Annotated in this window: 15 protein-coding genes; 8 read left to right on the top strand and 7 right to left on the bottom strand. The window is 64.2% G+C overall.

The window, feature by feature from the left end:
- Positions 1-51 precede the first annotated feature (51 nt).
- Complete coding sequence (locus tag G8O24_RS15295; RefSeq protein WP_188100558.1) at positions 52-3,681, bottom strand: hypothetical protein; 3,630 nt, start codon at positions 3,679-3,681, stop codon at positions 52-54.
- 361 nt (positions 3,682-4,042) lie between these two features.
- On the opposite strand from G8O24_RS15295, the gene G8O24_RS15290 reads away from it, so the two are divergent.
- Together G8O24_RS15290 and G8O24_RS15285 are read left to right on the top strand one after the other, a co-directional pair.
- Positions 4,043-5,044 (top strand): ornithine cyclodeaminase family protein, encoded by a 1,002-nt coding sequence (locus G8O24_RS15290; protein WP_188100556.1) that lies wholly within the window; start codon positions 4,043-4,045, stop codon positions 5,042-5,044.
- Positions 5,041-5,880, top strand: a complete 840-nt coding sequence (locus G8O24_RS15285; protein ID WP_202988761.1) for a phosphate/phosphite/phosphonate ABC transporter substrate-binding protein — start codon at positions 5,041-5,043, stop codon at positions 5,878-5,880. The genes G8O24_RS15290 and G8O24_RS15285 overlap by 4 nt, the downstream gene beginning before the upstream one ends.
- Positions 5,881-5,892: 12 nt before the next feature.
- Here the strand turns inward: G8O24_RS15285 and G8O24_RS15280 are convergent, their stop codons facing one another.
- From G8O24_RS15280 to G8O24_RS15270, 3 genes are read right to left on the bottom strand one after another with little or no spacing between them, the layout of a single operon-like run.
- Positions 5,893-6,933, bottom strand: a complete 1,041-nt coding sequence (locus tag G8O24_RS15280; protein WP_188100554.1) for an ABC transporter substrate-binding protein — start codon at positions 6,931-6,933, stop codon at positions 5,893-5,895.
- Positions 6,934-6,950: 17 nt separating this feature from the next.
- Entirely contained in the window at positions 6,951-7,811 is an 861-nt protein-coding gene (locus tag G8O24_RS15275; protein ID WP_188149082.1) for an ABC transporter permease, read from the bottom strand.
- A complete protein-coding gene (locus G8O24_RS15270) occupies positions 7,808-8,599 on the bottom strand; it encodes an ABC transporter ATP-binding protein (RefSeq protein WP_188100550.1) in 792 nt (263 codons plus the stop codon). Before G8O24_RS15270 ends, G8O24_RS15275 begins: the two co-directional genes overlap by 4 nt.
- A 371-nt stretch (positions 8,600-8,970) precedes the next feature.
- On the opposite strand from G8O24_RS15270, the gene G8O24_RS15265 reads away from it, so the two are divergent.
- On the top strand, positions 8,971-9,897 hold the full coding sequence (locus G8O24_RS15265; protein ID WP_244645861.1) for an alpha/beta fold hydrolase: 927 nt from the start codon (positions 8,971-8,973) through the stop codon (positions 9,895-9,897).
- Positions 9,898-10,058: 161 nt separating this feature from the next.
- Here the strand turns inward: G8O24_RS15265 and G8O24_RS15260 are convergent, their stop codons facing one another.
- On the bottom strand, positions 10,059-11,120 hold the full coding sequence (locus G8O24_RS15260; RefSeq protein ID WP_188100548.1) for an isocitrate/isopropylmalate dehydrogenase family protein: 1,062 nt from the start codon (positions 11,118-11,120) through the stop codon (positions 10,059-10,061).
- Between the two features lie 138 nt (positions 11,121-11,258).
- Here G8O24_RS15260 and G8O24_RS15255 point away from each other — a divergent pair, with 138 nt between their 5' ends.
- Positions 11,259-12,647, top strand: coding sequence for an MFS transporter (locus G8O24_RS15255; protein ID WP_188100546.1), 1,389 nt, complete (start codon positions 11,259-11,261; stop codon positions 12,645-12,647).
- A gap of 8 nt (positions 12,648-12,655) precedes the next feature.
- On the opposite strand, the gene G8O24_RS15250 is transcribed toward G8O24_RS15255, so the two are convergent.
- Together G8O24_RS15250 and G8O24_RS15245 are read right to left on the bottom strand one after the other, a co-directional pair.
- On the bottom strand, positions 12,656-14,851 hold the full coding sequence (locus tag G8O24_RS15250) for a hypothetical protein (RefSeq protein WP_188100544.1): 2,196 nt from the start codon (positions 14,849-14,851) through the stop codon (positions 12,656-12,658).
- A gap of 119 nt (positions 14,852-14,970) precedes the next feature.
- The gene (locus G8O24_RS15245; protein WP_188100603.1) at positions 14,971-16,560 is read right to left on the bottom strand and encodes a B12-binding domain-containing radical SAM protein; all 1,590 of its coding nucleotides are present in this window, start codon (positions 16,558-16,560) and stop codon (positions 14,971-14,973) included.
- Positions 16,561-16,917: 357 nt separating this feature from the next.
- On the opposite strand from G8O24_RS15245, the gene G8O24_RS15240 reads away from it, so the two are divergent.
- The 4 genes from G8O24_RS15240 to soxX are packed head-to-tail and all read left to right on the top strand — an operon-like array spanning position 16,918 to position 21,338.
- On the top strand, positions 16,918-17,367 hold the full coding sequence (locus tag G8O24_RS15240; protein WP_188100542.1) for a (2Fe-2S)-binding protein: 450 nt from the start codon (positions 16,918-16,920) through the stop codon (positions 17,365-17,367).
- Positions 17,368-17,379: 12 nt separating this feature from the next.
- Positions 17,380-19,566, top strand: coding sequence for a xanthine dehydrogenase family protein molybdopterin-binding subunit (locus tag G8O24_RS15235; protein ID WP_188100540.1), 2,187 nt, complete (start codon positions 17,380-17,382; stop codon positions 19,564-19,566).
- A 46-nt stretch (positions 19,567-19,612) separates the two neighbouring features.
- Positions 19,613-20,896: an NAD(P)/FAD-dependent oxidoreductase gene (locus G8O24_RS15230; RefSeq protein ID WP_188100538.1), complete on the top strand. Its 1,284-nt coding sequence runs from the start codon at positions 19,613-19,615 to the stop codon at positions 20,894-20,896.
- Positions 20,897-20,936: 40 nt separating this feature from the next.
- The gene (soxX, locus tag G8O24_RS15225; RefSeq protein WP_376708068.1) at positions 20,937-21,338 is read left to right on the top strand and encodes a sulfur oxidation c-type cytochrome SoxX; all 402 of its coding nucleotides are present in this window, start codon (positions 20,937-20,939) and stop codon (positions 21,336-21,338) included.
- Positions 21,339-21,341 lie beyond the last annotated feature (3 nt).

Raw genomic sequence — 21,341 nt, 5'->3', positions numbered from 1 at the left:
GGCACGCTTCCGCTTTGCCCACCCTACAGTGCCGCGGCGTCGGCACGAGTCTTACACGATCACAAAGTTCGATGCGTGCAATTGGGCGATCGCGGTGTCGACAAAATCGATCGACCCCGCGCCAGGCGCACTGCCCAGGGCTAGCACGGTCCCGCCATGCCCATCGCTCTTCAGCGCGCTGATGATGTCGGCGACCGAGTGGTAATTGCCGACGCCGCTTGCGAGATCGATGACACCGTGCGCGTCATTGCCGAATCCGGCAATCGTATCGATCTGGTTGCCGGAATTGACAGAGACGGTCAGACCCGTGCTGTGATCAACGATGTCGACATGCGCCGGGCCATTGATGATCGCCTGGTTGCCGAACCCGACAAAGTTGAACTGATCCGATCCACCATTGGCCGTGATCACGTCCAGGCCGATCTGGTTGGTCACGTTTGCCGTGGAGCCGTTGAGCACCACATGATTGCCGGTTCCGCCAAGTGCGATTGTGTCGTGGCCCGCGCCGGCGACGACGCTGTCCGCGCCATTACCGGCCATGATCGTGTTTGTTCCGGAACCGACGGTGATCTGGTTGTCCATCCCGTCGAGATTGACGGTGTTGTTGCCGTCGCCGAGCGTGACGCTGTTGGCGCCGCCTCCCCCCGTGACGACGTCGTTGCCGTTTCCGAGCACGACCTTGTTGCCAAAGCCGGAGAGCGTGACCTGGTCGTTGCCATTGCCGGCCGTCGTCGTACTCGTGCCGTCACCTGGATGCACGACATCCTTGCCGTCGCCGAGCGCGATGATGTTTCCATATCCGCCGGCGTCAATGACGTCGTTGCCATTGCCGAGCACAACCATGGTGGCGCCCGTCGACCCCTTCACCGTGACGTCGCCGTTGCCGCCGGTGACGAGGTTGCCGAACCCCTGCAGGTAGACTGCGCTGTCGCCGCTCGGCACGTCGACCGTGCCGTAGAGCCCGGCGTAGATCGTGTCGTTGCCGCCATTGCTGTGAATGGTATTGAACATGCCATAGGCGTGGATGATGTCGTTGCCGGTCGTGCCCTCGATGGTCGCATAACCTGACGTAGGGCCGTCGATCGTCGTCGGAGCGGTCTGATGCGTATCGATGACGGACGTGTGCGCGTCGCTGACGGTCAGTCCGACGCTGCTGCTGTCGCTCAGCGTGAACGTCGTCGTCACGCTGCCGTCTCCGTGAGGCGAGGCGACGAAGGTGAGGCCGTGCAGCTCGGCGGTGAGCTGGGCCGCACTGGTCGCCGCCAGCTCGTAGGTTCCGTGTCCAAGCGAGATCAATCCCGTCCCCGACAGGATACCAGCCGCGCCCGCAAGGGTGATGATCAGGCTATCAATGGCGGCGGCATTCGGATCCGCGATCGTGACGGACGCGAACGGATTGATCGCAGCCTCGTTGCTGGTGGTTTGCCCGGATATGGCGCCAGCGATAGCAGGCAGAGCGGCGGCCGTGAGCAGAATGCCGCCGGCGCTGTCTTTGGTGATGCCGAACTGCGTGACCGAGGTGTCCGCCAGCGTGAAGGTCTCGCTGGCCATGCCGTTGCTGACCGTGAGCGTCGAGCCGGAGACCGTCGCGGTTGCGCCGCTGCGATAGGCCAGACCGGAAAGATCGATGGAGTCACCGAGTACGATGCCCTTGATCTGGCTGGCAAAGGTCGACGAGCCCGAAACCAGCTTCTGTTCGATCCGGAGTGTGCCCTGGCCGGAGAAGGTGATCGCGTCGTCGGAGATCGCGCCGGCCTTGAGATCGAGCGTGCCGCCGACGATGGTGGTCGCGCCGGCAATGCCACCGGCCTCGACGATCTCTGTGGCGCCGAGGTGAACGGTCGAAGCGTTCGCGGTGCCCTGATTGAGCACGTCGAGCGTGCCGCCGTTCAGGGTCGTGGAGGTGACGATGCCGCCGTCCGAGACGGAGAGGCTTCCTGAATTGACGATCGTTCGGCTGGCCGCGCTGGCATCGACCGCCGGGGCGTTTGGGTCGGTCGTGATGGGATCCGGAATCGATCCCGAAACCGTCATCACGCCGCCGTTGATGGTGGCGCTCTTGGCGATCCCCGCCCCGGTCAGGTGCAATTGGCCGCCGCTGCCGATAACGGCTGAATCGATTTCGCTCCTGAAGACGATGCCGTATGGACCTCCGGGAGGATAGTAGATGGTTTCGCCGGACGCATTGATGACGCCGCCCGAATTGACGATGCTGCCGGTGGCGGAGCCGCCGTCGGTGACGTTCTGGACCCCGCCGGCATTGATGGTGGTCGACGTGGCGATGCCGGTGTCGACGTCCTGCTCACCACTGTTGATAATGGTGTGATCGGCCCGCCCCGGACCTGGCATATCGTGCATGTAGATGCCGGTGATACGTTGAATGCCGCCCATGTCGATGGTGGTGTAGCTCGCAGTGGACGCAAGCCCGACATCCTGTTCGCCGCCATTGATGACGGTTTTGCTGGTCGTAGCACCCAGATCGTCGAGGCCGACGATTTCCTTGCCGCCAGCCGAGATGGTCGTGTTCGTGGCTGTGCCGAACACCTTGAACAGGACGCCGTTCGCCACGGTGAACCCGTTCTCCGTGTCGCCGTAGTCGGCTATAAAAGTTGCTCCACTCTGGAACGTAATATTGGTCAGCGTCGCGCCGGCATCGGCGATGAGCGTTCCGCCTGCGGCGACGATGCTGTCATTGAGGACACCGCCGTCCAGAACCTGCAGCGTCATGTTCGCGACGGTAAATCCGTTCTCGACTGTACCGCGGCCGATGTCGAGGATGCTGCCGGCATTGAAGACGGTCCCCGAAAAATCGGCGTTACCGAGCACGAGCAGGACGCCGGCCTCGTTGACGGTCGTATTGGTCGCCGACGCGCCGGCGGACAGTTGCAGCGTTCCGTAGGCAAGGATGGTCGTGCCGGTCGCCGTGCTCCCGGCATCCACATTCAACGTGCCGAAGTGCTGGACGATCGTGCCGGACACCAACGCTCCGTCCGACACCGTCAAGGTGCCAAAATCCTCGACGGTGGTGCCGGTCGCCATGCTGGCGTCGACGGCCGGCTGGCCGGGAAAGCCGGCGAACGGATCCGGTATCGATCCCGAGACCGTCATGACGCCGCCGGAGACGATGGCGTTCACGGCAGTTCCGCCGCCGGACACGTTGAATTCGGCACCGGAGTTGATGGTTGCACCGGTCGCCACGCTCTGGATGACCGGCGGCGGATAGACGGGCGCAGTCTCTACGGTTTCGCCGGAAACGTTGAGAATGCCGCCGGACTTGACGATGGTTGCGCTGGCGCTGCCGCCATTCGTCACGTTCTGGACGCCGCCGGAATTGACTGTCGTCGCCGTTGCGGTGCCCGTGTCGATGTCCTGCACGCCGCCGCCATTGATCGTGGTGTGATCGACCGCGCCGGGCGTCGGACCTTCATGGGCGAACTCGCCGGTGACCCGCTGCACGCCGCCTGTGTTGATGGTGGTGTAGCTGGCGACGCCATCAAGGATGACGTCCTGCTCTCCGCCGTCGATGAGGGTGTGGGTTGCCGTGCTTGTTCCGGAAGATCCGCCGACCGTCTGCAGGCCGCCGGTCAGGATCGTCGTGCTGTCGACGGAAGCGCCGTAGCTGACATCCATCGTGTCGCCATCATGGAGCGTCACTCCACTGGCGGGAGGAATAACCGTCATCTGAATGCTCCGCGTTTGGTGTTTGGAAAATCAAACGAGCAAAGCAAAATCATTCGAAGGTTATTTCAACCTAAAACTGCAGGAGTTCGGAATGCCTGTCAAGCAGCCGCTGTCTTTGACGTTTTGAGCGGATGCACGCGCGCCCAGCCATGGAAAATCGTGACGTAGAGACGTGCATATTGCTGGATGAATCTATCAGCAGCGTGACGCACCGCGGTTGCCCGAGAGCCGCAAGTCGCCCCGACTGCCGGAGAGCTCCGCTCAGCAGCATGGCTCGCCTCGCGCCGCGTGCATTGACAGCCTGTGCCGGCCCTTTAATGTCTAGACATATTCCGGAGCCGCCTTATCGGGAGCCGCCGCCATGCCGCCGATCTATATCGCCTATCTGAACCGCCTCGACGTCGAGGAGCTCAAGATCACCGACGAGGAAATCCTGGCCGCGATCGAGACCAGCCTGGCGGCGCAGGGGCGCGGCAATACGGTCATCGAACCGCGCGTCCATCTCGAGCCTGGCGTGGCCAACGGCCATTTCAACGTGCTTCGCGGCGCGATCAAAGCGCCGATCGACAGGGCCGGCGTGAAAATCGTCGGCGACTTCGTCGACAATTACAAGCAAGGGCTCCATTCGGAGCTGGGGCTACTGGCCCTGTTCGATCCGTCCAACGGTGCGCCAAAAGCGATCATGGACGCCAGCGGCATCACCGACATGCGGACAGGGGCGGTCACTGCGATCGGCGCAAAGTATCTCGCCCGGAAGAACTCGAAAGTGCTCGGCCATATCGGAGCACGCGGCACCGCCTATTGGAACGTGCGGCTGCTCGACCATCTGTTTGATTTCGACGAGATCCGGGTGCATTCCCGGCGAGAGGAAAGCCGCAATGGCTTTGCCGAGCAACTCTCCCGCGATCTCGGCAAGAAGGTCGTTGCCACCGCGGATTGGCAGTCCTGCCTCGAGGGCGCCGACATCGTCGTCGAAGCATCTCGTCTCGACAAGCCGACCCCGATGCTCAAGACCGAATGGATCAAGAAGGGCGCCTTCGTTGTCCCCTATGGCACGATGAGCGCGATTGAGCTCTCGTTGACCGATATCATGACCAAGCTCGTGGTCGACGATTGGGGACAATGCAAGGGCGGCAAGTTCGGCAGCCTCCGCGCTCACGTCGAGGCCGGCAAGCTGTCCGAAAAGACGCTGCACGCCGAGCTCGGACAGATCGTCGCCGGGCTCAAGCCCGGCCGCGAAAGCGAGGCGGAGACCAATCTTCTTTGGCATCGCGGGCTTTCGCTCTCCGACATCGCGCTGGGTCATGCCATGCTGGAAAAGGCCGAGCGCCTCGGCATCGGCCAGCGACTGCGGTTTGCGTGACCGGCAGCGCACCGCCGTCGGCGCTGCGATACGTCGCGAACGCGCGCATGTATTCGGCCGCGCCTGCGGCGGCGGTGGCCTGGACCGAGCTGTTTGACTGGCTGGCGCGCGAGAGCGGCGTTACACTGGACGTCATTGATCATGCATTTCCGCTGCCGCTGTCCGATCTGTGGGCGCGCCGGGATCTTGCTGCGGCCTTCATGTGCGGTTTTCCGTTCATGCTCTCGGCCGAGCGGCCCCGTCCTGTCGCGGCGCCGGTTCCATCCGGCGCGCTCTACCAGGGCCGACCGGTCTACGCGACGCACCTGGTCGTGCGCGCGGATTCCCGCTTTCAATCCCTCGAAGATACGTTCGGCGGCCGGCTTGGCTTCACCGTCCCGGACTCGCATTCGGGTTACAACGCCTTGCGCCACCATCTCGTGCCGTACTTTCGAAGGCACGGAGCGAGGCTGTATCGCGAAAGCGTCGGTCCACTGACGACACCACGCCGGGTGATCGCGGCGCTGCTCGATGGCGAGATCGACGTCGGCCCGCTCGACAGCTACGCGCTGGACCTGATACTGCGCCACGACCCGCCGCTCGCCTCACAGATCCGCATCGTCGCAACCACCGATCTCGCACCGATCCCGTTTCTCGTTGCGGCGGCTGCATGTCCCGACGACATCGTCGCCAAATTGCAGGCCGCGCTCCGGACCTTTGCGACAGCGCCTGCCTGCGCGTCCTTGCGCGACCGGCTCTGCCTCGACGCCTTCGCGGCGGTCCAACTTGCCGACTATGAGCTGACATTGCGCTGGGACGCCGAAGCTCGCGCCGCCGGCTATGCGACGCCGGGTTGACCCGCGCCGCGCTTATTTGGGTTTTGCCGCATCGACAAAACTGTTGGTCCACAAATCGTCCTTGGTCGCTGCGGCGTCGAACTCCTTGCCGAAATTGTTGCCGACCTCCTTGTTGAAGGTCAGCGCGTTCTTCATTCCCTCGACATCGATCCTGCCCCGCTCGGCGACGCCACTGCTCATGCTCTTCACCGCCGAAGCGATCGCCTGCGGATCAGCCTTGGCGAAGAACTGCTTCTGGATCGCTTCGGCCGTCTCGACCGGCTTGTCGAGGACCGCTGCGCTTGCGGCCTGCATCGCGTTGACCGTTTTCCGGATCAGCTCGGAGGTCGCGGGGCTGATCGGCTTCTTGGCGACCAGCACAAGATAGGGCTGTTTGGCGAGAAGGGGAAATTCATCGCCCATCGAGACGAGGACGACTCCCGTGCCCGCCCTTTCCGCGAGAAATCCCTCGGGCGGCGAGAGAACGAAGGCATCGATTCGCCTGGCCTCGAGCGCCGCCTGGATGGCAATGGGGCTGCCGACCTGCGCCACCTTGATGTCGTTTTTTGGATCGAGACCCCCTTGCGCGGCGAGCCAGCGCGCCGCGGCCTCCTGGGCGCCGGCCAGCGCGGTCGCACCGAACGTCGCGCCTTTGAGGGCCGCCAGTCGCTTCGGCATGGGATCGGTCGGCTTCACGCCGGCACGTTCGAGAAAGTCCTTCGACACGACCAGTTGAAGCGTCACTTTGGACATCAACGAATAGACGATCTCGAAGGGCTGGCCTTTGGCCACCGCGCGCAGCATCGAATCCGGCCCGACTGCGGCAAGATCGATATCGCCCGCGTCGAGCGCCGCGAGCGCGGATGCATCGCCACCGGGCAACGCCGCGACCGAGGCGGTGAGGCCTTGGGGTTTGAACGTGTCGAGCGCGCGCCCCGACCAGATCGGCAGAAAGCTCAGCGTCGGGGCTCCCAATCCGATGCGCACCGCCTGCTGGGCTTCGGCAAGATTGGGCAGCAACGAGACCGCCGCGGCAATTGCTGCCGCCCTCACCCTTTTCATCGTGACAGGCATGGATGCATTCTCCCAATTCACGCGTCGATCGGGCCTGAACCCGACAATGTTCGCCAGCGCAGAAGGCGACGCTCGATCGCTCCGGCGATGAGGTTCGCGATGGTGACGAAGCCGAGCAGGATGACGATCCCGGCGAAAACGCCGGCAGGATCGTAGGTCGATGACGCCTCATGGATGAACAGGCCGAGCCCCTGCACCGACGACGTAAACTCGCCGACGATGACGCCGATGACGCTGTAGGGAATCGCCAGCCGCATGCCGAGCATCACGAACGGAGCCGCGGCAGGCAGGAAAACATGATAGGTCAGCTGGCGCTGGTTGGCGCCCATAATCAGCGTGAGATTGACGAGCTCACGATCGACGCTGCGGACGCCCGCGAAAACATTATAGAAAACCAGGAAAAACACCATGATCGAGGCGAGCGCGACCTTCGATCCGATGCCGATGCCGAACCAGATGATGAACAGAGGCGCCAGCGCAATCTTGGGAATTCCGTAGAAAGCCATCACATATGGCTCGAATATCCGCGCCAGCCGTGGCGAGCGACCGAGCGAGTAACCGGCAAACACGCCGCCGGCAACGCCGATGACGTAACCGAGCACCAGCTCCTGTCCGGTGATCCACAGATGCGGATAGATCTCTCCGGAAGAGAACAATTCATACAGGCGCGCAACGACTGCGGTCGGCTTGCTGACGTAGATCTCCTTGATCAGCCGTCCCGAGGCCCATTGCCAGAAAACGAGCAGGGCGAGGCCCGGCAGAAGCTTCACGAACCATTGCAGAGCGGTCTCGCCGATCGCACCCAGCCCACCACCGGCACGCGTCGATGCGATCGAAGATCGGGAGGCAACCTCGCTCATGGCCTGTTGCTCGTTCAATGGATCTGTCCTGCCTGGATCTGGGAGCGGAATTCGGTCCAGACCGCATCGTAGGCGGCGGCAAAGCCGGGATTCTTGAACGGCTCGAACATGTTGCGCGGTCGGGGCAGGTCGATCGCGATATTGGCGAGCAGCCGTGACGGCCGTTGGCTCAGGACAACGACGTTGTCGGCCAGCAGCACCGCTTCCGTAATGTCATGCGTGACGAAGATGACGGTGGCGCCGGCTTCCATGGACAAGGTCTGGAGGTCGCTTTGCATCACCATGCGCGTTTGCGCATCGAGTGCGCCGAATGGCTCGTCCATCAGGATCACGTCGGGACGATAGACGAGCGTCCGTGCGATCGATCCGCGCTTCTGCATGCCGCCGGAGAGCTGGCTCGGAAAATGTTGCTCGAAACCCGTCAGCCCCACCGAACCAAGTACATCGTCAACCCGTTTCTGCCGCTCCTGCGCGGGGACGCCGCGCAGCACCAGCGGCAACTCGACGTTTTCGCCGAGCGTCTTCCACGGCAGCAACTGCGCCTGCTGCGGCACGAAACCGACCTCTGTGTTGATCGACGTGACCTTGCGACCATGATGATGGACCGTGCCCCGCGTTGGAAGGAGCAGGCCGGCAGCCATCTGGAGCAGCGTGCTTTTCCCGCACCCGCTCGGCCCGATGACGGCGATGAACTTGCCGCGGGCCGCTTCGAAGCTGATCCCGTCCAGCACGCGAATTTGGGTTCGCTGCCCTGGCGACGGAAAATCCTGTCCTATCCCGTCGAACACAAGCACGCGATCGTCCATGCCGATCAACCCTCAAGCCAACATGTCTATACATATTCCAAGCCGCCGAAATGAGCAAGCCGAGGCCGGTGGCGAGAGTTTGAGCTTCGTTGCCCGAATGAAATGCATGTGCCGGCAGCCGAACCCGCAGCCTACCGCCTGCAAGCTGCAACGCGCGGTCAACGTCCGTCCGGTCGTGCCAGGCGCGCCAGCCGACGCTATCGAATGTAGTCAGCTCTGACATCTGGAGCGCGGCACGTTCGGGAACCATCTGAATCCGACCGGATTGGTTCGACCATGACGGACCCACTTCGACCGATCAGTTCTAGAGCCGGGCCAAGGCTCAACCAACGTGCTTTCAGCTCGCCTCGTCAGACAACGCATTACCACGAATGTGGGCCGGCCGACGGACCGCTGATGATCTTCGTCCATGGCTGGCCGACCATCGGCTTGATGTGGCGCGCTCAGATGGATGCGTTCGCCGCCGTCTGCGCGGCTACGGCGGCTCCTCCACGCCTGCAGACAACGACGCCTACGCCATCGAGGAGGTCGTGGCAGACATTGCGGAACTCCACGACCACCTTGGCGGCAAGTCTGCGATCTGGGTTGGCCACGACTGGGGCTGTGTTGTGGTCGGTGAACTGGCCGCGCATGAGCCCAGGCGCAGCCGTGGCGTCGTGCTGACCTCGCTGGCCTATCAACCCGCGGGGCACGCCCTGCGCACGGTCGTCCCGCTGGTCGACCGAACGATTTACCCGGCCGACCAATATCCGGACGGCCAATGGGACTACTACCGCTACTACACGACGCACTTCAAAGCGGCAGTCGCAGACCTCGATGCAGACCCTGCCGCATCGCTGGCGTCGATCTTTCGACCAGGCAACCCCGCTGGGATCGGCAAGCCTTCGCCGAGCGCGACGATTACGCGCAACGGAGGGCGCTTTGGCGCCGCACACCACGCCCCGCCGACTGAGCCCGATCCGGCTCTTTGGCCGCCGGGGGACCTCGACGTGCTGGTGCAGTCGTTTCGGGCTCACGGCTTCCGTTCGTCCTGCGCGTGGTACCTGAACGACGATGCCAACATCACCTACGCGCGCAAGGCACCCGATGGCGGCCGCCTGTCGCAGCCGGTGTTGTTCATCAACGGCGACTTCGATCAGATCTGCAGCATCACCGGAAATCGCCAAGGTGACCCGATGCGCGCGGCCTGCCCGGACCTTACCGTGACGAGTTTGGCCGCCGGGCATTGGCTGCCGCTGGAACGCAAGGCGGAACTCATCGAGGCCATCCGCACCTGGCTTCAGAGCAAAAAGCTGTGATGGTGTCGTGCCGGTGTTTTGCCCGACGTGTCAACGTCGACGCGATTCGAGGGGTCGTTGCCTCCACCTCTGAAGAAGCCCTTTACTTTCAAGGGCGTTCTACTGTGCATGGGGTTGTTTTCGGTCTCTTGTTCTGGCCGTCTGACAAAAGCAGTTGCGGCTCACTCCGCCTGCAGGATCTCCGCGATCGCAGCGCCCGCTGCGATCGTGCCGAGCCTGCCGCCGACGTCGCGCGTCGCCCTGCCCTCACCTAGCGCCTTCGCCACCGCCGCCTCGATCGCACGCGCCGCTTCCTCGTAGCGGACCGCGCCGCTCCTCTCGCCATGCCAGGCGAGCAGCAGCGCGGTCGAGAGGATCAGCGAGACCGGATTGGCGACGTCCTGCCCTGCGATATCGGGGGCCGAGCCATGGGCGGCCTGCGCCATGGCGTAGCGGTCGCCGACATTGAGCGAGCCGCCGAGACCGAGGCTGCCCGACAGCTCCGCGGTGAGATCGGACAGGATGTCGCCGAACATGTTGGTCGAGACGATGACGTCGAAGCGCTCGGGGCTGCGCACCACATGCGCCATCATGGCATCGACGAGGATGTCGTCGACCGCGAGCCCGGGATACGCCTTCGCCACCGCCCGGCAGATATCGAGGAACATGCCGTCGCCGATCTTGAGTACATTGGCCTTGTGCACGATGGTGAGATGCTTTCGTCGTTTCATCGCCAGGCGGCAGGCCGCGTGCGCGATGCGCTCACAGCACGCCCGCGTGATCCGGCGCAGCGAGATCGCAACGTCGGGCGTGACCAGCATCTCGCCGCTGCCCTGCTCCATGTTGCGGTCGGCGTAGAAGCCCTCCGTGTTCTCGCGAACGACGACCAGATCGAAGTCACCGACGCGGCCGGGACGGCCTGCATAGGTGCGCGCGGGCCTGACATTGGCGTAGAGGTCGAGGTTCTTGCGGAAGTGCCTCGACGGATTGATCTCGCCATGCGCCTCGTCCTTGAAGTCGAAGGTCGCGGTCGGTCCGAGGATCAGGCCGTCGGCGGCGCGGACGATGTCGAGCAGCTCCGGGCGCACCGTCGTGCCCGACAGCTTCAGGCTGGCATGTCCGACGGCGTGCTGCTCCAGCCGCAAATTGAGCTGGAAGCGCTCGGACGCGGCGCGCAGCACGCCCGATGTCGCGGTCGTGATCTCCGGCCCGATGCCGTCCCCCGGCAGAACGACGATTTGCATGGGTGATCTCCCTTCCGAAAGCGGCGTCTGATCGTCGCGCATACAATGCATGCAAGCATGCGCCTGTGGAAGCAGCCTCAGGCGTAGTACATGCCTCAGACCATCGACGCCAGACCGCCGGAGCAAAGCGCTGAGGCAATGACATCAACGTTACCTGCCGCTGCGCGCCAGCCCGATCACCCTGTTGCCGATGGCCTGCCGGCCGAGCAGCGCCGCTGGGCGATCGCGGCGATCTTCACCGCGCTGGCGATGGCCTCGCTCGACACCGCGATCGCCAACATCGCACTGCCTGCCATTGCGGCCGATCTGCATGTCAGCCCGGAGCAGTCGGTTTGGGTGGTCAACGTCTACCAGATCGCGCTGGTGGCAACGTTGCTGCCGCTCGGGGCGCTCGGCGAGATCGTCGGGCACCAGCGCATCTATCTCGGCGGCCTCGTGCTGTTCACCATCGCCTCGCTGTTCTGCGCGGTAGCCTGGTCGCTGGACAGCCTGCTGGTCGCGCGCACCCTGCAGGGCCTCGGGGCCAGCGGCATCATGAGCGTCAACACGGCGCTGGTGCGCTTCGTCTATCCCGGCCGGATGCAGGGCCGCGGCTTCGGCCACAACGCGCTGGTGGTCGCCACCGCCTTCACCTTCGGCCCCTCGATTGCGTCGGCGATCCTGGCGGTCGGCCCGTGGCCGTGGCTGTTCGCCGTCAACATCCCGTTCGGCCTCGTCGCTGCCGGCATCGGCTTTGCGATGCTGCCGAAGACGCCGCGCGCCGATCACGGCTTTGATTTTCCCGGCGCGCTGCTCGCCGCCGCCTGCCTCGGCCTGTTCATCACCGGCATCGGCAGCGCCGCGCATAATCTGTCGCCGATCATCGTCGGCATCGAGTTGGTCTCGGCCCTCGCGCTCGGCTTCATCCTGACGCGCCGTCACGCCGACCACCCCGCACCGATGCTGCCGATCGACCTGTTCGCCCGGCCGATGTTCGCGCTGTCGGCCGCGACCGCGGTCTGCTCCTTTGTGGTGCAGGGCCTCGCCTTCGTCTCGCTGCCGTTCTATTTCGAGGACGTGCTCGGACGCTCGCAGGTCGAGACCGGCTTCTTCATGACGCCCTGGCCGCTGGTGGTCGGCATCATGGCGCCGATCGCCGGTCGCCTGTCCGACCGCTACGCGGTCGGCCTGCTCGGAGGCATCGGGCTCGTGCTGCTCGGCCTCGGCATGGCGCTGCTGGCGTTGCTGCCGGCGAGCCCGAGCGTTCCTGACATCGTCTGGCGGATGGCGATCTGCGGCATGGGCTTCGGCTTCTTCCAGGCGCCCAATATGAAGGCGGTGATGGGAAGCGCGCCGCCGCATCGCAGCGGCAGCGCCTCGGGCATCGTCGCCACGGCGCGCCTGACCGGGCAAACCACCGGCGCGGCGCTCGCCGCGGCGTGCTTCGCCCTCGCCGGTCACAGCGGTGCGACCGTCGCGCTGGCGCTCGGTGCCGGCTTTGCCGCGCTCGGCAGCGTGATGAGCTTCTTGCGGCTGGCGGTGAAGTAGGCCGTATCTCACGGCGCCTTCTGCACGATCGGACGGGTCACGACGGAAGCCGCATCGAGCGGCCCGCATGTGATCGTCCGTCTCAGCTTTGGCGGACCGGCCCAGCCCGCGGTGTCGCTCACGGGCACGAATGTATCTCCCTGCGGCGCGAGAATGATCGGCTCCGACTTCAGGCAGGCATCGGGAAACGCGATGGCGTGGCCCGCGCTCTTCGAGAAATGGCCGACCAGCATTTGCGAGGCCTGCATCCTCGCGGCCGGCGAGGCCCGCATCGAACGATCGGGATCGAATGGGCGATAGCAAGGCCAGTCGGTGTGGTGAGGTGCGAACTCATAGGTGATGCGGCACGTCGCGCCGGCTGATTTCACGAACGGCGCATCCGACGGCGCCGCGGCGTCGCGCTCGAACACCAGCGTCTGCAACGTCAGCGCTTCCGTCGTTGCGTCGGGCCGGACCGGCTTGTCGGGATCGATCGCGATTTCGCCGCGCGAGAACACCAGCCTGGTCTTGGCCTGCGCCTCCCGGGTTTCCAGCACCATCATCGGCCTTGCCACCCAGCTGCGATCCAGCTCCACGTCCCCGCCGCCGATTGTCAGCCTGATAGTGCCGATGGCGGGATTGTCCTCGGCGAAATCGATCTGCCGAAGGCGCACAGTCTCTTTCGATGCCTCCAGGCTCAGGAAGCGCAAATCGTCGACCTTGCGCGTGAGCGGCATCATTGGGTCGAAGCGGTCGTCAATGTTAAAGCGGACGATCTTCTTCAGCTTGGCCAAAGCGGGCCCCTTGGGCGTGGCCGGCGCTGCGACGTCGATCACGAGTAGCGCCCCGCCCGGCGAAAAGGTATTCCCGAAGGCCCGCTGCCAAAGCGCCGTCAGCGCCGAATCCGTGCGCTGATCGACGTCACGTGCGAAGACGATCTGCTGTCCGGGACGGATGACCGGAAAGTCCTGGAATGCGCCGAGCGCTGCTCCCTTGGAGACGTCGTCCCCCGTGAAGTTGATGCATTTCGATTGGTCGTCACCACCGGCTTGATCGACCGGCCTGGATGCCGAGCGGGAGCAGAAGCTGAGATCGTTGTCGACCGTCTTCTGCGGGCTGATGGCCGTCGCATAGATCGGGTCCGCGGCACCTGGAATTTCCATCGGCAGCGGCGAGGTCGCGAACATGTCGACCTCCACCATGGTCAGCGACGAGCCGGAATCGACCGAGCACAGATCCCGCCGTGGCAATGTATTGGTCAGAAGCCGCGCGGCATCGGAACGGACGATGCAGGACATGGTGTCCTGCGGATTATTCCGGCTCATCCAGATCAGGTGATCCTTGCCCGCGGCATCAACCAGCAAGTGCGGCGCTGCATGATGGCGACGCGGCGGCAGCCAGATCGGAACAGTTTCCGACAAGATCGGCTCGCGCTTGAGCAACGCCTCCGGCAGCTTCGTCACGCCGACCGAGCGCAACTCGGCATCGACATCGTTCGGATCCTGCGTGTATTCGAACACGGGCTGTTGTCCGCAGGTCATGCAAGTGACGGCGATGTCGGATCGAACGTTCTCAAACGACAGGATGACCTGATCGGGATCGTTGCGATATTTGACGGGATCGACGGTCTTGAACGGATGGTCCACGACGCGGCTGGCCTGGTAACCAACGGAACGGAACGGATCGGATTCGAACTCGAAATAGGTCGATCGATCCCAGCCGCGAAAGGCGTTGTATCCACCCATGCTGACACCTGCCAGGACCATCTTCGAATCGGTCTGGCACCGGGTCGCGCTGCCGGTCCCGCTGCCGTTGCGGATATAGACGCACAGCCGGAACGCCGCATTCTGCAGGATGCGGTCGCAATCGTTCTGGTTATAGCCGTAGGTGGCGAGGCCGTGGCGGTAGCAGAGGTCGTGGAAGACGCAGGCCTGCCGGAAACGCTGCAACACGAGATGGCGTTTGCCCCGGGAATCCCTGCTTCCGTCGAAGAAGATGTTGGTCAGCGCAGGAAGGCTGCAATTCAGTCCCTCCCCGCTGCCGCCGATCGTGCTAACGACGTCCGGTCCCGATTCAAAAGAGGTGACGGTGGCAGGCATCTCCCCGTCGGTGATGTCGTCGACGTTCTTGTAGAGGGAGTCGGCGACGAACGAAGGCAGGTAATTGAAGAGGAAAAAGATCGCGACGATCGCCGCGATTGACCCACCGATCACCTTCCTGAACATGCCGCGCTCCGCTGCCGCCGCAATCCGGGCTATCCGGAGAACGATCGCCTCCAGGTTGTTGCGCTGTCAAGCATCGGGCTCACAATCGCGGCTGAGAATTTCGGCGGCAGCGTCTGATGTCAGGTCAGATTCCGCACCGCGGCGGTGCCGGCGGCAACGGCCCGAACCGGCATCTGCTCATCCAGCGCAGCCAGGCGCGCGTCGATGGCATCGATGACCTTGCGCGAGAACGGCCCGAGATGGGCATAGGCCGCGATCATCTGCACGGCAATTCGTGCCGACGAGGTATCTCGCTTGGCGCAATTCATGAAGGTCTGCCAGAGCGGCCCGCGCGCCTCGGGAATCGCGGTGACGACGCGATGCACGGTCTCCATCGCGCCGACCCGCGCGCGGATGTCGCCTTCGGCAAGCTCGTGGCGCTGCCTTGATCGGTCGAGCAACGTCATCAATTTATCGACACGGCCGGCATAAGCGGCCGGGCTGTAGATCCGCTCCAGCACGGTCCTGTAGTCGATCAGGATATCCCGCAGCGGCCGCACCGGATCGAAATTGATGCCGCCTGTGCACTGATCGCCGCCCTGCGTCGAGGCGAGATCGTGACCCGCGTGCAGCCGGCCCTCCTTGGCAAGCCGGCGAGTGAGTTGGGTGTTCGGCAACGCGTAGAGCAGGCCGACCATGGCGACGGGAATGGCGGCCTCCTCGATGAAGTCGATCATCGCTTCCGCCATCGAGACCTTCTCGTTGTCGAAGCCGACGATGAAACCCGCGGTGACGAGCATGCCGGCGGCGTAGATCTTGTGGATGCTCTCGGCGATGTTGCGCCGCGTGTTCTGTTTCTTCCGCATCGCGACCAGGGTTGCCGGATCGGGGCTTTCGATGCCGACGAAGATGCCGAAGAAATTCGCCGCTCCCATCAGTTCCAGGAGCTCGGGGTCATCAGCCAGATTGACCGAAGCTTCGGTCGACAGCTCGAAGGGATAGCCGTGTGCGCGCTGCCATTCGGCGAGCCGAGGCAGGAACTGGCGCAGCGACTTCTTGTTGCCGATGAAATTGTCGTCGACGAAGTCGAGATGGCCGCGATAACCCATCTGATAGAGCCGCTCGAGCTCGACGAACATCTGCTCGGTCGTCTTGGTGCGCGGCACACGGCCGTAGAGCTCGATGATATCGCAGAACTCGCAGGTGAACGGACAACCACGCGAATACTGTACACCGAGGTAGAGATAGTCTTCGAATTTGAGCAGGTCGAAGCGCGGCACCGGCGTCTTGGTGACGTCGGCCTGGAATTTCGGCGCGGTAAAGACGCCGGAGCGCTTCCCGCTCTCCCAGGCCGAGATGAACTCGTCGATCACACCTTCGGCCTCGCCCAGCACCTGAAAATCGGCACGAGCGTAGACGTGCGGGCTCGACGTCGGATCCGGACCGCCAACCACGACCGGCTTGCCCGCGGCTCGGCACGTCTCGATCAGCCGCAGCGTATCAGCCTGCTGCGGCAACATGCCGCCCGTGAAGACCACGTCGGCCCAGGCGAGATCGTCGTCACCGAAAGGCTGCGTGTTGCAGTCGATCAGCTTGACCGTCCAGCTCTCCGGCAGCATGGCCGCAACGGTGATCAGCCCGAGGGGAGCCGCCGGGCGCCGGACGCCCATCAATTTGCAGGACTCACCAAAACTCCAGAAGGATTCCGCGGTGAACAGCGGATAGAGCATGAGCACGTTGCAAGGCTGCGGCACGTTCGGGGAACTCCCAGGGAACTTTCGAAAGCTTCGCCTCAGTGTAGCAAAGCGTCGCGGTCTTGCATCCGGGCAAAAGGGACAAACTGTCGCTCACACCGCTCGCCCGGGCGTCGCCTCAGGCCATCCCATTGACGTTCAGGGAGATGGCGCGATCAGGGTGCTGGCCGGACTTTCTCAAGGCGTGCACAACACCGCCCCGTCCGAAATCTTCCCCAAGCTGCGAGAATCTTCGATAGCTGCCCCTCGGACTCTTGATTTGAAAGGTTCCAATTTGCCGGACACATTGCGTGCCTGAGTCCATCGGTGGATGGGCCAATCAGGGGACTTGCGATGGCAAACCTAACAATCAACGGAAAATCCTTCACGCTCGATGTCGAGCCGGACACGCCGCTGCTCTGGGCGATCCGCGAGAATGCCGGGCTGACCGGCACGAAATATGGTTGCGGCATTGCACAATGCGGCGCCTGCACCGTGCACATGGACGGAGTTGCCATCCGCTCCTGCGGAATCTCGGTCGCCGAGGCCGAGGGCAAGAAGATCACCACGATCGAGGGTCTCGCCTCCGGCAGCACGCTGCACAAGGTGCAGCAGGCCTGGATCGCCAAGGACGTTCCGCAATGCGGCTACTGCCAGAGCGGCATGATCATGGCTGTGGCGGCGCTGCTCAACGAAAAGCCGAAGCCGACCGACGCCGACATCGACGAGGCCATCACCAATATCTGCCGCTGCGGCACCTTCCAACAGGTGCGCGAGGCGATCCACACGATCGCAAGCGCGTAAAGGAGCCGGCACATGAACAAGCATGTCTCTCCCAGGATGAACCGCCGCGCCTTCGTCATCGGTACCGCCGCGGTCGGCGCCGGCCTTGCCATCGGCCTCGATCTGCCCTTCGGCGGCCCCGCCGTGGTCCGCGCAGCCGACGGCTCGCCCGAGGTCAATGCCTGGGTCGTGGTCCGGCCCGACGACACCGTGGTGATCCGCATTGCCCGCTCCGAGATGGGCCAGGGCTCGCTCACCGGCCTCGCGCAACTCGTCGCCGAGGAACTCGAATGCGACTGGTCGAAGGTCACGACCGAATATCCAACGCCCGGCCAGAGCGTCGCCCGCAAGCGCGTGTGGGGCGATTTCTCGACCGGTGGCAGCCGCGGCATCCGCTCCTCGCAGGACTATGTCCGCAAGGGCGGCGCCACCGCGCGCGTCATGCTGATCCAGGCCGCCGCCGACGCGTGGAAGGTGCCGGCGTCCGAATGCACCGTCGACAAGGGTGTCATCACCCACAAGGCCTCGGGCAGGACGACGACCTACGGCAAGGTCGCGGAAGCCGCGGCGAAGCTGACGCCGCCGGCCGACGTCAAGCTGAAGGATCCCAAGGACTGGACCATCGCCGGCAAAGGCCTGCTGCGGCTCGACACCGCCGACAAGACCACGGGCGCGATGGTCTACGGCATCGACATCAAGCTGCCGGGCATGCTGAACGCCGCGATCAAGGATTGCCCGGTGTTCGGCGGCAAGCTGAAGAGCTATGACGAAGCCAAAATCACCGGCATGAAAGGTGTCAAGAAGGTGGTCAAGGTCGGCGATTCCGCCGTCGCGGTCGTTGCCGACACCTGGTGGCACGCCAAGACCGCACTGGAAGCGCTGCCGATCGTCTGGGACGAAGGCGACAACGCCAAGGTCTCCAGCGAGACGATTGCGAAATGGCTGGCGGAAGGCCTCGACGATGCGCAGCCCGCCTATGTCGGCAACAAGAACGGTGACGTGAAAGCGGCGATCGCCGGTGCCGCCAAGAAGATCGAGGCCGTCTACAACTATCCCTATCAGAACCACGCCACGATGGAGCCGATGAACGCCACCGCGCTCTACACGGCGGACAAATGCGAGGTCTGGTGCGGCACACAGAACGGCGAGGCGGCTTTCGCCGCCGTGCTGGAAGCGTCCGGCCTGCCGGCCGAAAAGTGCGACGTGCACAAGGTGATGTTAGGGGGCGGCTTCGGCCGGCGCGGCATGACGGACTATATCCGCCAAGCCGTCGCGATCGCCAAGCAGATGCCGGGCACGCCGGTCAAGCTGCTGTGGTCGCGCGAAGAGGACATGACGCACGGAAGGTATCACCCGGTCACCCAGTGCAAGATGACCGGCGCGTTCGATGCCGACAATAATCTGGTCGCGCTGCACTACCGCCTGTCCGGGCAATCGATCCTGTTCTCGCTGCGCCCCGAAGCGCTGCAGAACGGCATGGATCCGGCGGCGTTCCAGGGCGTCGCACAATCCGGCGAAGCCGCACTCGGCTACTCAGTCCCGAATCTGCTGATCGAGCATTCGATGCGCAACCCGCACGTTCCGCCAGGTTTCTGGCGCGGTGTGAACGTCAACCACAACGCCATCTACATGGAATGCTTCATGGACGAGCTCGCCCATGCCGCAGGCCAGGACCCGCTCGAGTTCCGCCGCAAGCTGATGGGCAAGAACCCCAAGCATCTGGCGGTGCTCAACGCCGTGGCCGAGAAGATCGGCTGGACCACGCCTGCGCCGCAAGGTGTCTATCGTGGCATCGCGCAGGTGATGGGATACGGCAGCTACGTTGCCGGTGCCGCCGAAATCTCGGTCACCGACGGCAACAAGATCAAGGTGCATCGCATCGTCGCCTCCACCGACCCCGGTTACGTCGTCAACCCGGCGCAAGTGGAGCGGCAGATCGCAGGCTCCTTCGTCTACGGCCTTTCGGCGCTGTTCTATGGCGGCTGCACCGTCAAGGACGGCAAGATCGAGCAAACCAACTTCGATACCTTCAACTCGATGCGCATCAACGAGATGCCGAAGGTGGAATCGGTGATGGTGCCGAGCGGCGGATTCTGGGGCGGGGTCGGCGAGCCGACCATCGGCGTTGCGGCGCCGGCGGTGCTCAACGCCTACTTCGCGGCGACCGGCAAGCGCATCCGCTCTGTGCCGCTGCGCGACCAGAACATCACCTTCGCTTGAGAAATCGCCGCGGCGGCCACAATGGCCGCCGCGGCATCTTGCCCGGATGATCCTGATGACCTCGCGCCCGATGACACGGCGAACTGCCGTGCTCGGCATCACCGCCGCCGCCGCGACATTGGCGCGGCCATCGATCTTGCGCGCGCAATCGACCGGTCGCGTCGTCGTGGTCGGCGGTGGCTTTGGCGGAGCAGCTTGCGCCCGCGCGCTGAAGCGCGCGCAAGGCGACTTGCAGGTGATCCTGATCGAACCCAATGCAGTCATCACCTCCTGCCCTTTCAGCAACGAGGTGATCGCCGGCCTGCGCGACATCGAAGCGCAGCAGTTTGGCCATGACAGGCTCGCCGCCGACGGCATTACCGTGATCGGTCAGGCCGTGACCACCATCGAGCCGCAGCAGCGCAGCGTCTTGACGGCTGATGGTGTCGCGCTGCCCTATGACCGTCTCGTGCTCTCCCCTGGCATCGACTTCCATTTCGAGGCGCTGCCCGGCTACGACGAGGCCGCATCGGAGAAAATGCCGCACGCATGGAAAGCCGGCGCGCAAACGCTGCTGCTGCGCAGACAGCTGGAGGCGATGGACGACGGCGGCACGGTCGCCATCGCGGTCCCGGCCAATCCCTCGCGCTGCCCGCCGGCGCCCTACGAGCGCGCCAGCCTGATCGCACACTATCTGAAGACAAAGAAGCCACGCTCGAAAGTGCTGGTCCTCGATGCCAAGGACAATTTCTCGCAGCAGCGGCTGTTCGAGAAGGCATGGAAGGAGCTCTACGGCGACATGATCGAGCGCATCGGCCTATCGCAAGGCGGCCGCGTGACTTCAGTGGATCCTTCGACCAGGACCATCATCACCGAGTTCGGCAACTACACGCCCGATGTCGCCAACGTCATCCCGCCGCAGCGCGCCGGCCGCATCGCGGAGATCACGGGCGCCGCAGACTCGACCGGCTGGTGTCCGATCGATCCCACGACCTTCGAATCGAAGCTGGTCAAGAATATCCACGTCATCGGCGATGCCTGTCTCGGCGGCGGCATCCCCAAATCGGCATCGGCCGCGAGCGCGCAAGGCAAGGCCTGCGCCGCTGCGATCGTTGCCATGTTCGCCGGACGCGCGCCTGATACGCCACGCCTCACCGGTGTCTGCTACAACACTGTCGCGCCCGGTTACGGCTTCTCGCTGGCCGGCAACTACCAGCCCCGGGGCGACATCTTTGCCGAGATCGAGGGCGGTGCGACGAGCCCGCTCGATGCACCGCGGGAGCTGCGGGCCCGCGAAGCTGACGAGGCGGAGCGCTGGTTTCAAACCATCACGGCGGACACCTTTGGCTAGATCGACGGTCTGCATCGTTGCAACGCTTGCAAGTCTCGCATTGGCCTCCCACACTCGGGCCGACGGGCTCGTGCCCTACACGATCGTTGGTGACGGCATCGCGGATTCGCTGACCGGCATGCCCGGCGATGCCGCGCGCGGACGGGCGTTGGTGCTGGCGCGGACGACGACCTGCATCCTCTGCCATTCCGGCCCGTTCCCGGAAACGCGGTTCCAGGGCGATCTCGCGCCGGACCTCAGTGGTGCCGGGACCCGCTGGTCGACGAGCCAATTGCGGCTTCGACTGGTTGACGCCTCGCACTTCAACCCGGACACCATCATGCCGTCCTATTATCGGACTGATGGCCTCGTCCGTGTCGGACGCAATTTCACGGGCAAGCCGATATTGTCGGCGACCGAGATCGAGGACATCGTGGCTTTTCTCGCAACGCTCCGGGACTAGGAC

Source organism: Bradyrhizobium campsiandrae, from assembly GCF_014529705.1.
GTDB lineage: Bacteria > Pseudomonadota > Alphaproteobacteria > Rhizobiales > Xanthobacteraceae > Bradyrhizobium > Bradyrhizobium campsiandrae.
This window is presented reverse-complemented; position numbering and strand designations above follow the sequence as displayed.

Coding starts and splice junctions, on each gene's coding strand:
- G8O24_RS15295 (WP_188100558.1), bottom strand. CDS start 3,681: ATGACGGTTATTCCTCCCGCCAGTGGAGTGACGCTCCATGATGGCGAC.
- G8O24_RS15290 (WP_188100556.1), top strand. CDS start 4,043: ATGCCGCCGATCTATATCGCCTATCTGAACCGCCTCGACGTCGAGGAG.
- G8O24_RS15280 (WP_188100554.1), bottom strand. CDS start 6,933: ATGCCTGTCACGATGAAAAGGGTGAGGGCGGCAGCAATTGCCGCGGCG.
- G8O24_RS15270 (WP_188100550.1), bottom strand. CDS start 8,599: ATGGACGATCGCGTGCTTGTGTTCGACGGGATAGGACAGGATTTTCCG.
- G8O24_RS15265 (WP_244645861.1), top strand. CDS start 8,971: ATGTGGGCCGGCCGACGGACCGCTGATGATCTTCGTCCATGGCTGGCC.
- G8O24_RS15260 (WP_188100548.1), bottom strand. CDS start 11,120: ATGCAAATCGTCGTTCTGCCGGGGGACGGCATCGGGCCGGAGATCACG.
- G8O24_RS15255 (WP_188100546.1), top strand. CDS start 11,259: ATGACATCAACGTTACCTGCCGCTGCGCGCCAGCCCGATCACCCTGTT.
- G8O24_RS15250 (WP_188100544.1), bottom strand. CDS start 14,851: ATGTTCAGGAAGGTGATCGGTGGGTCAATCGCGGCGATCGTCGCGATC.
- G8O24_RS15245 (WP_188100603.1), bottom strand. CDS start 16,560: ATGCTCTATCCGCTGTTCACCGCGGAATCCTTCTGGAGTTTTGGTGAG.
- G8O24_RS15240 (WP_188100542.1), top strand. CDS start 16,918: ATGGCAAACCTAACAATCAACGGAAAATCCTTCACGCTCGATGTCGAG.
- G8O24_RS15235 (WP_188100540.1), top strand. CDS start 17,380: ATGAACAAGCATGTCTCTCCCAGGATGAACCGCCGCGCCTTCGTCATC.
- G8O24_RS15230 (WP_188100538.1), top strand. CDS start 19,613: ATGATCCTGATGACCTCGCGCCCGATGACACGGCGAACTGCCGTGCTC.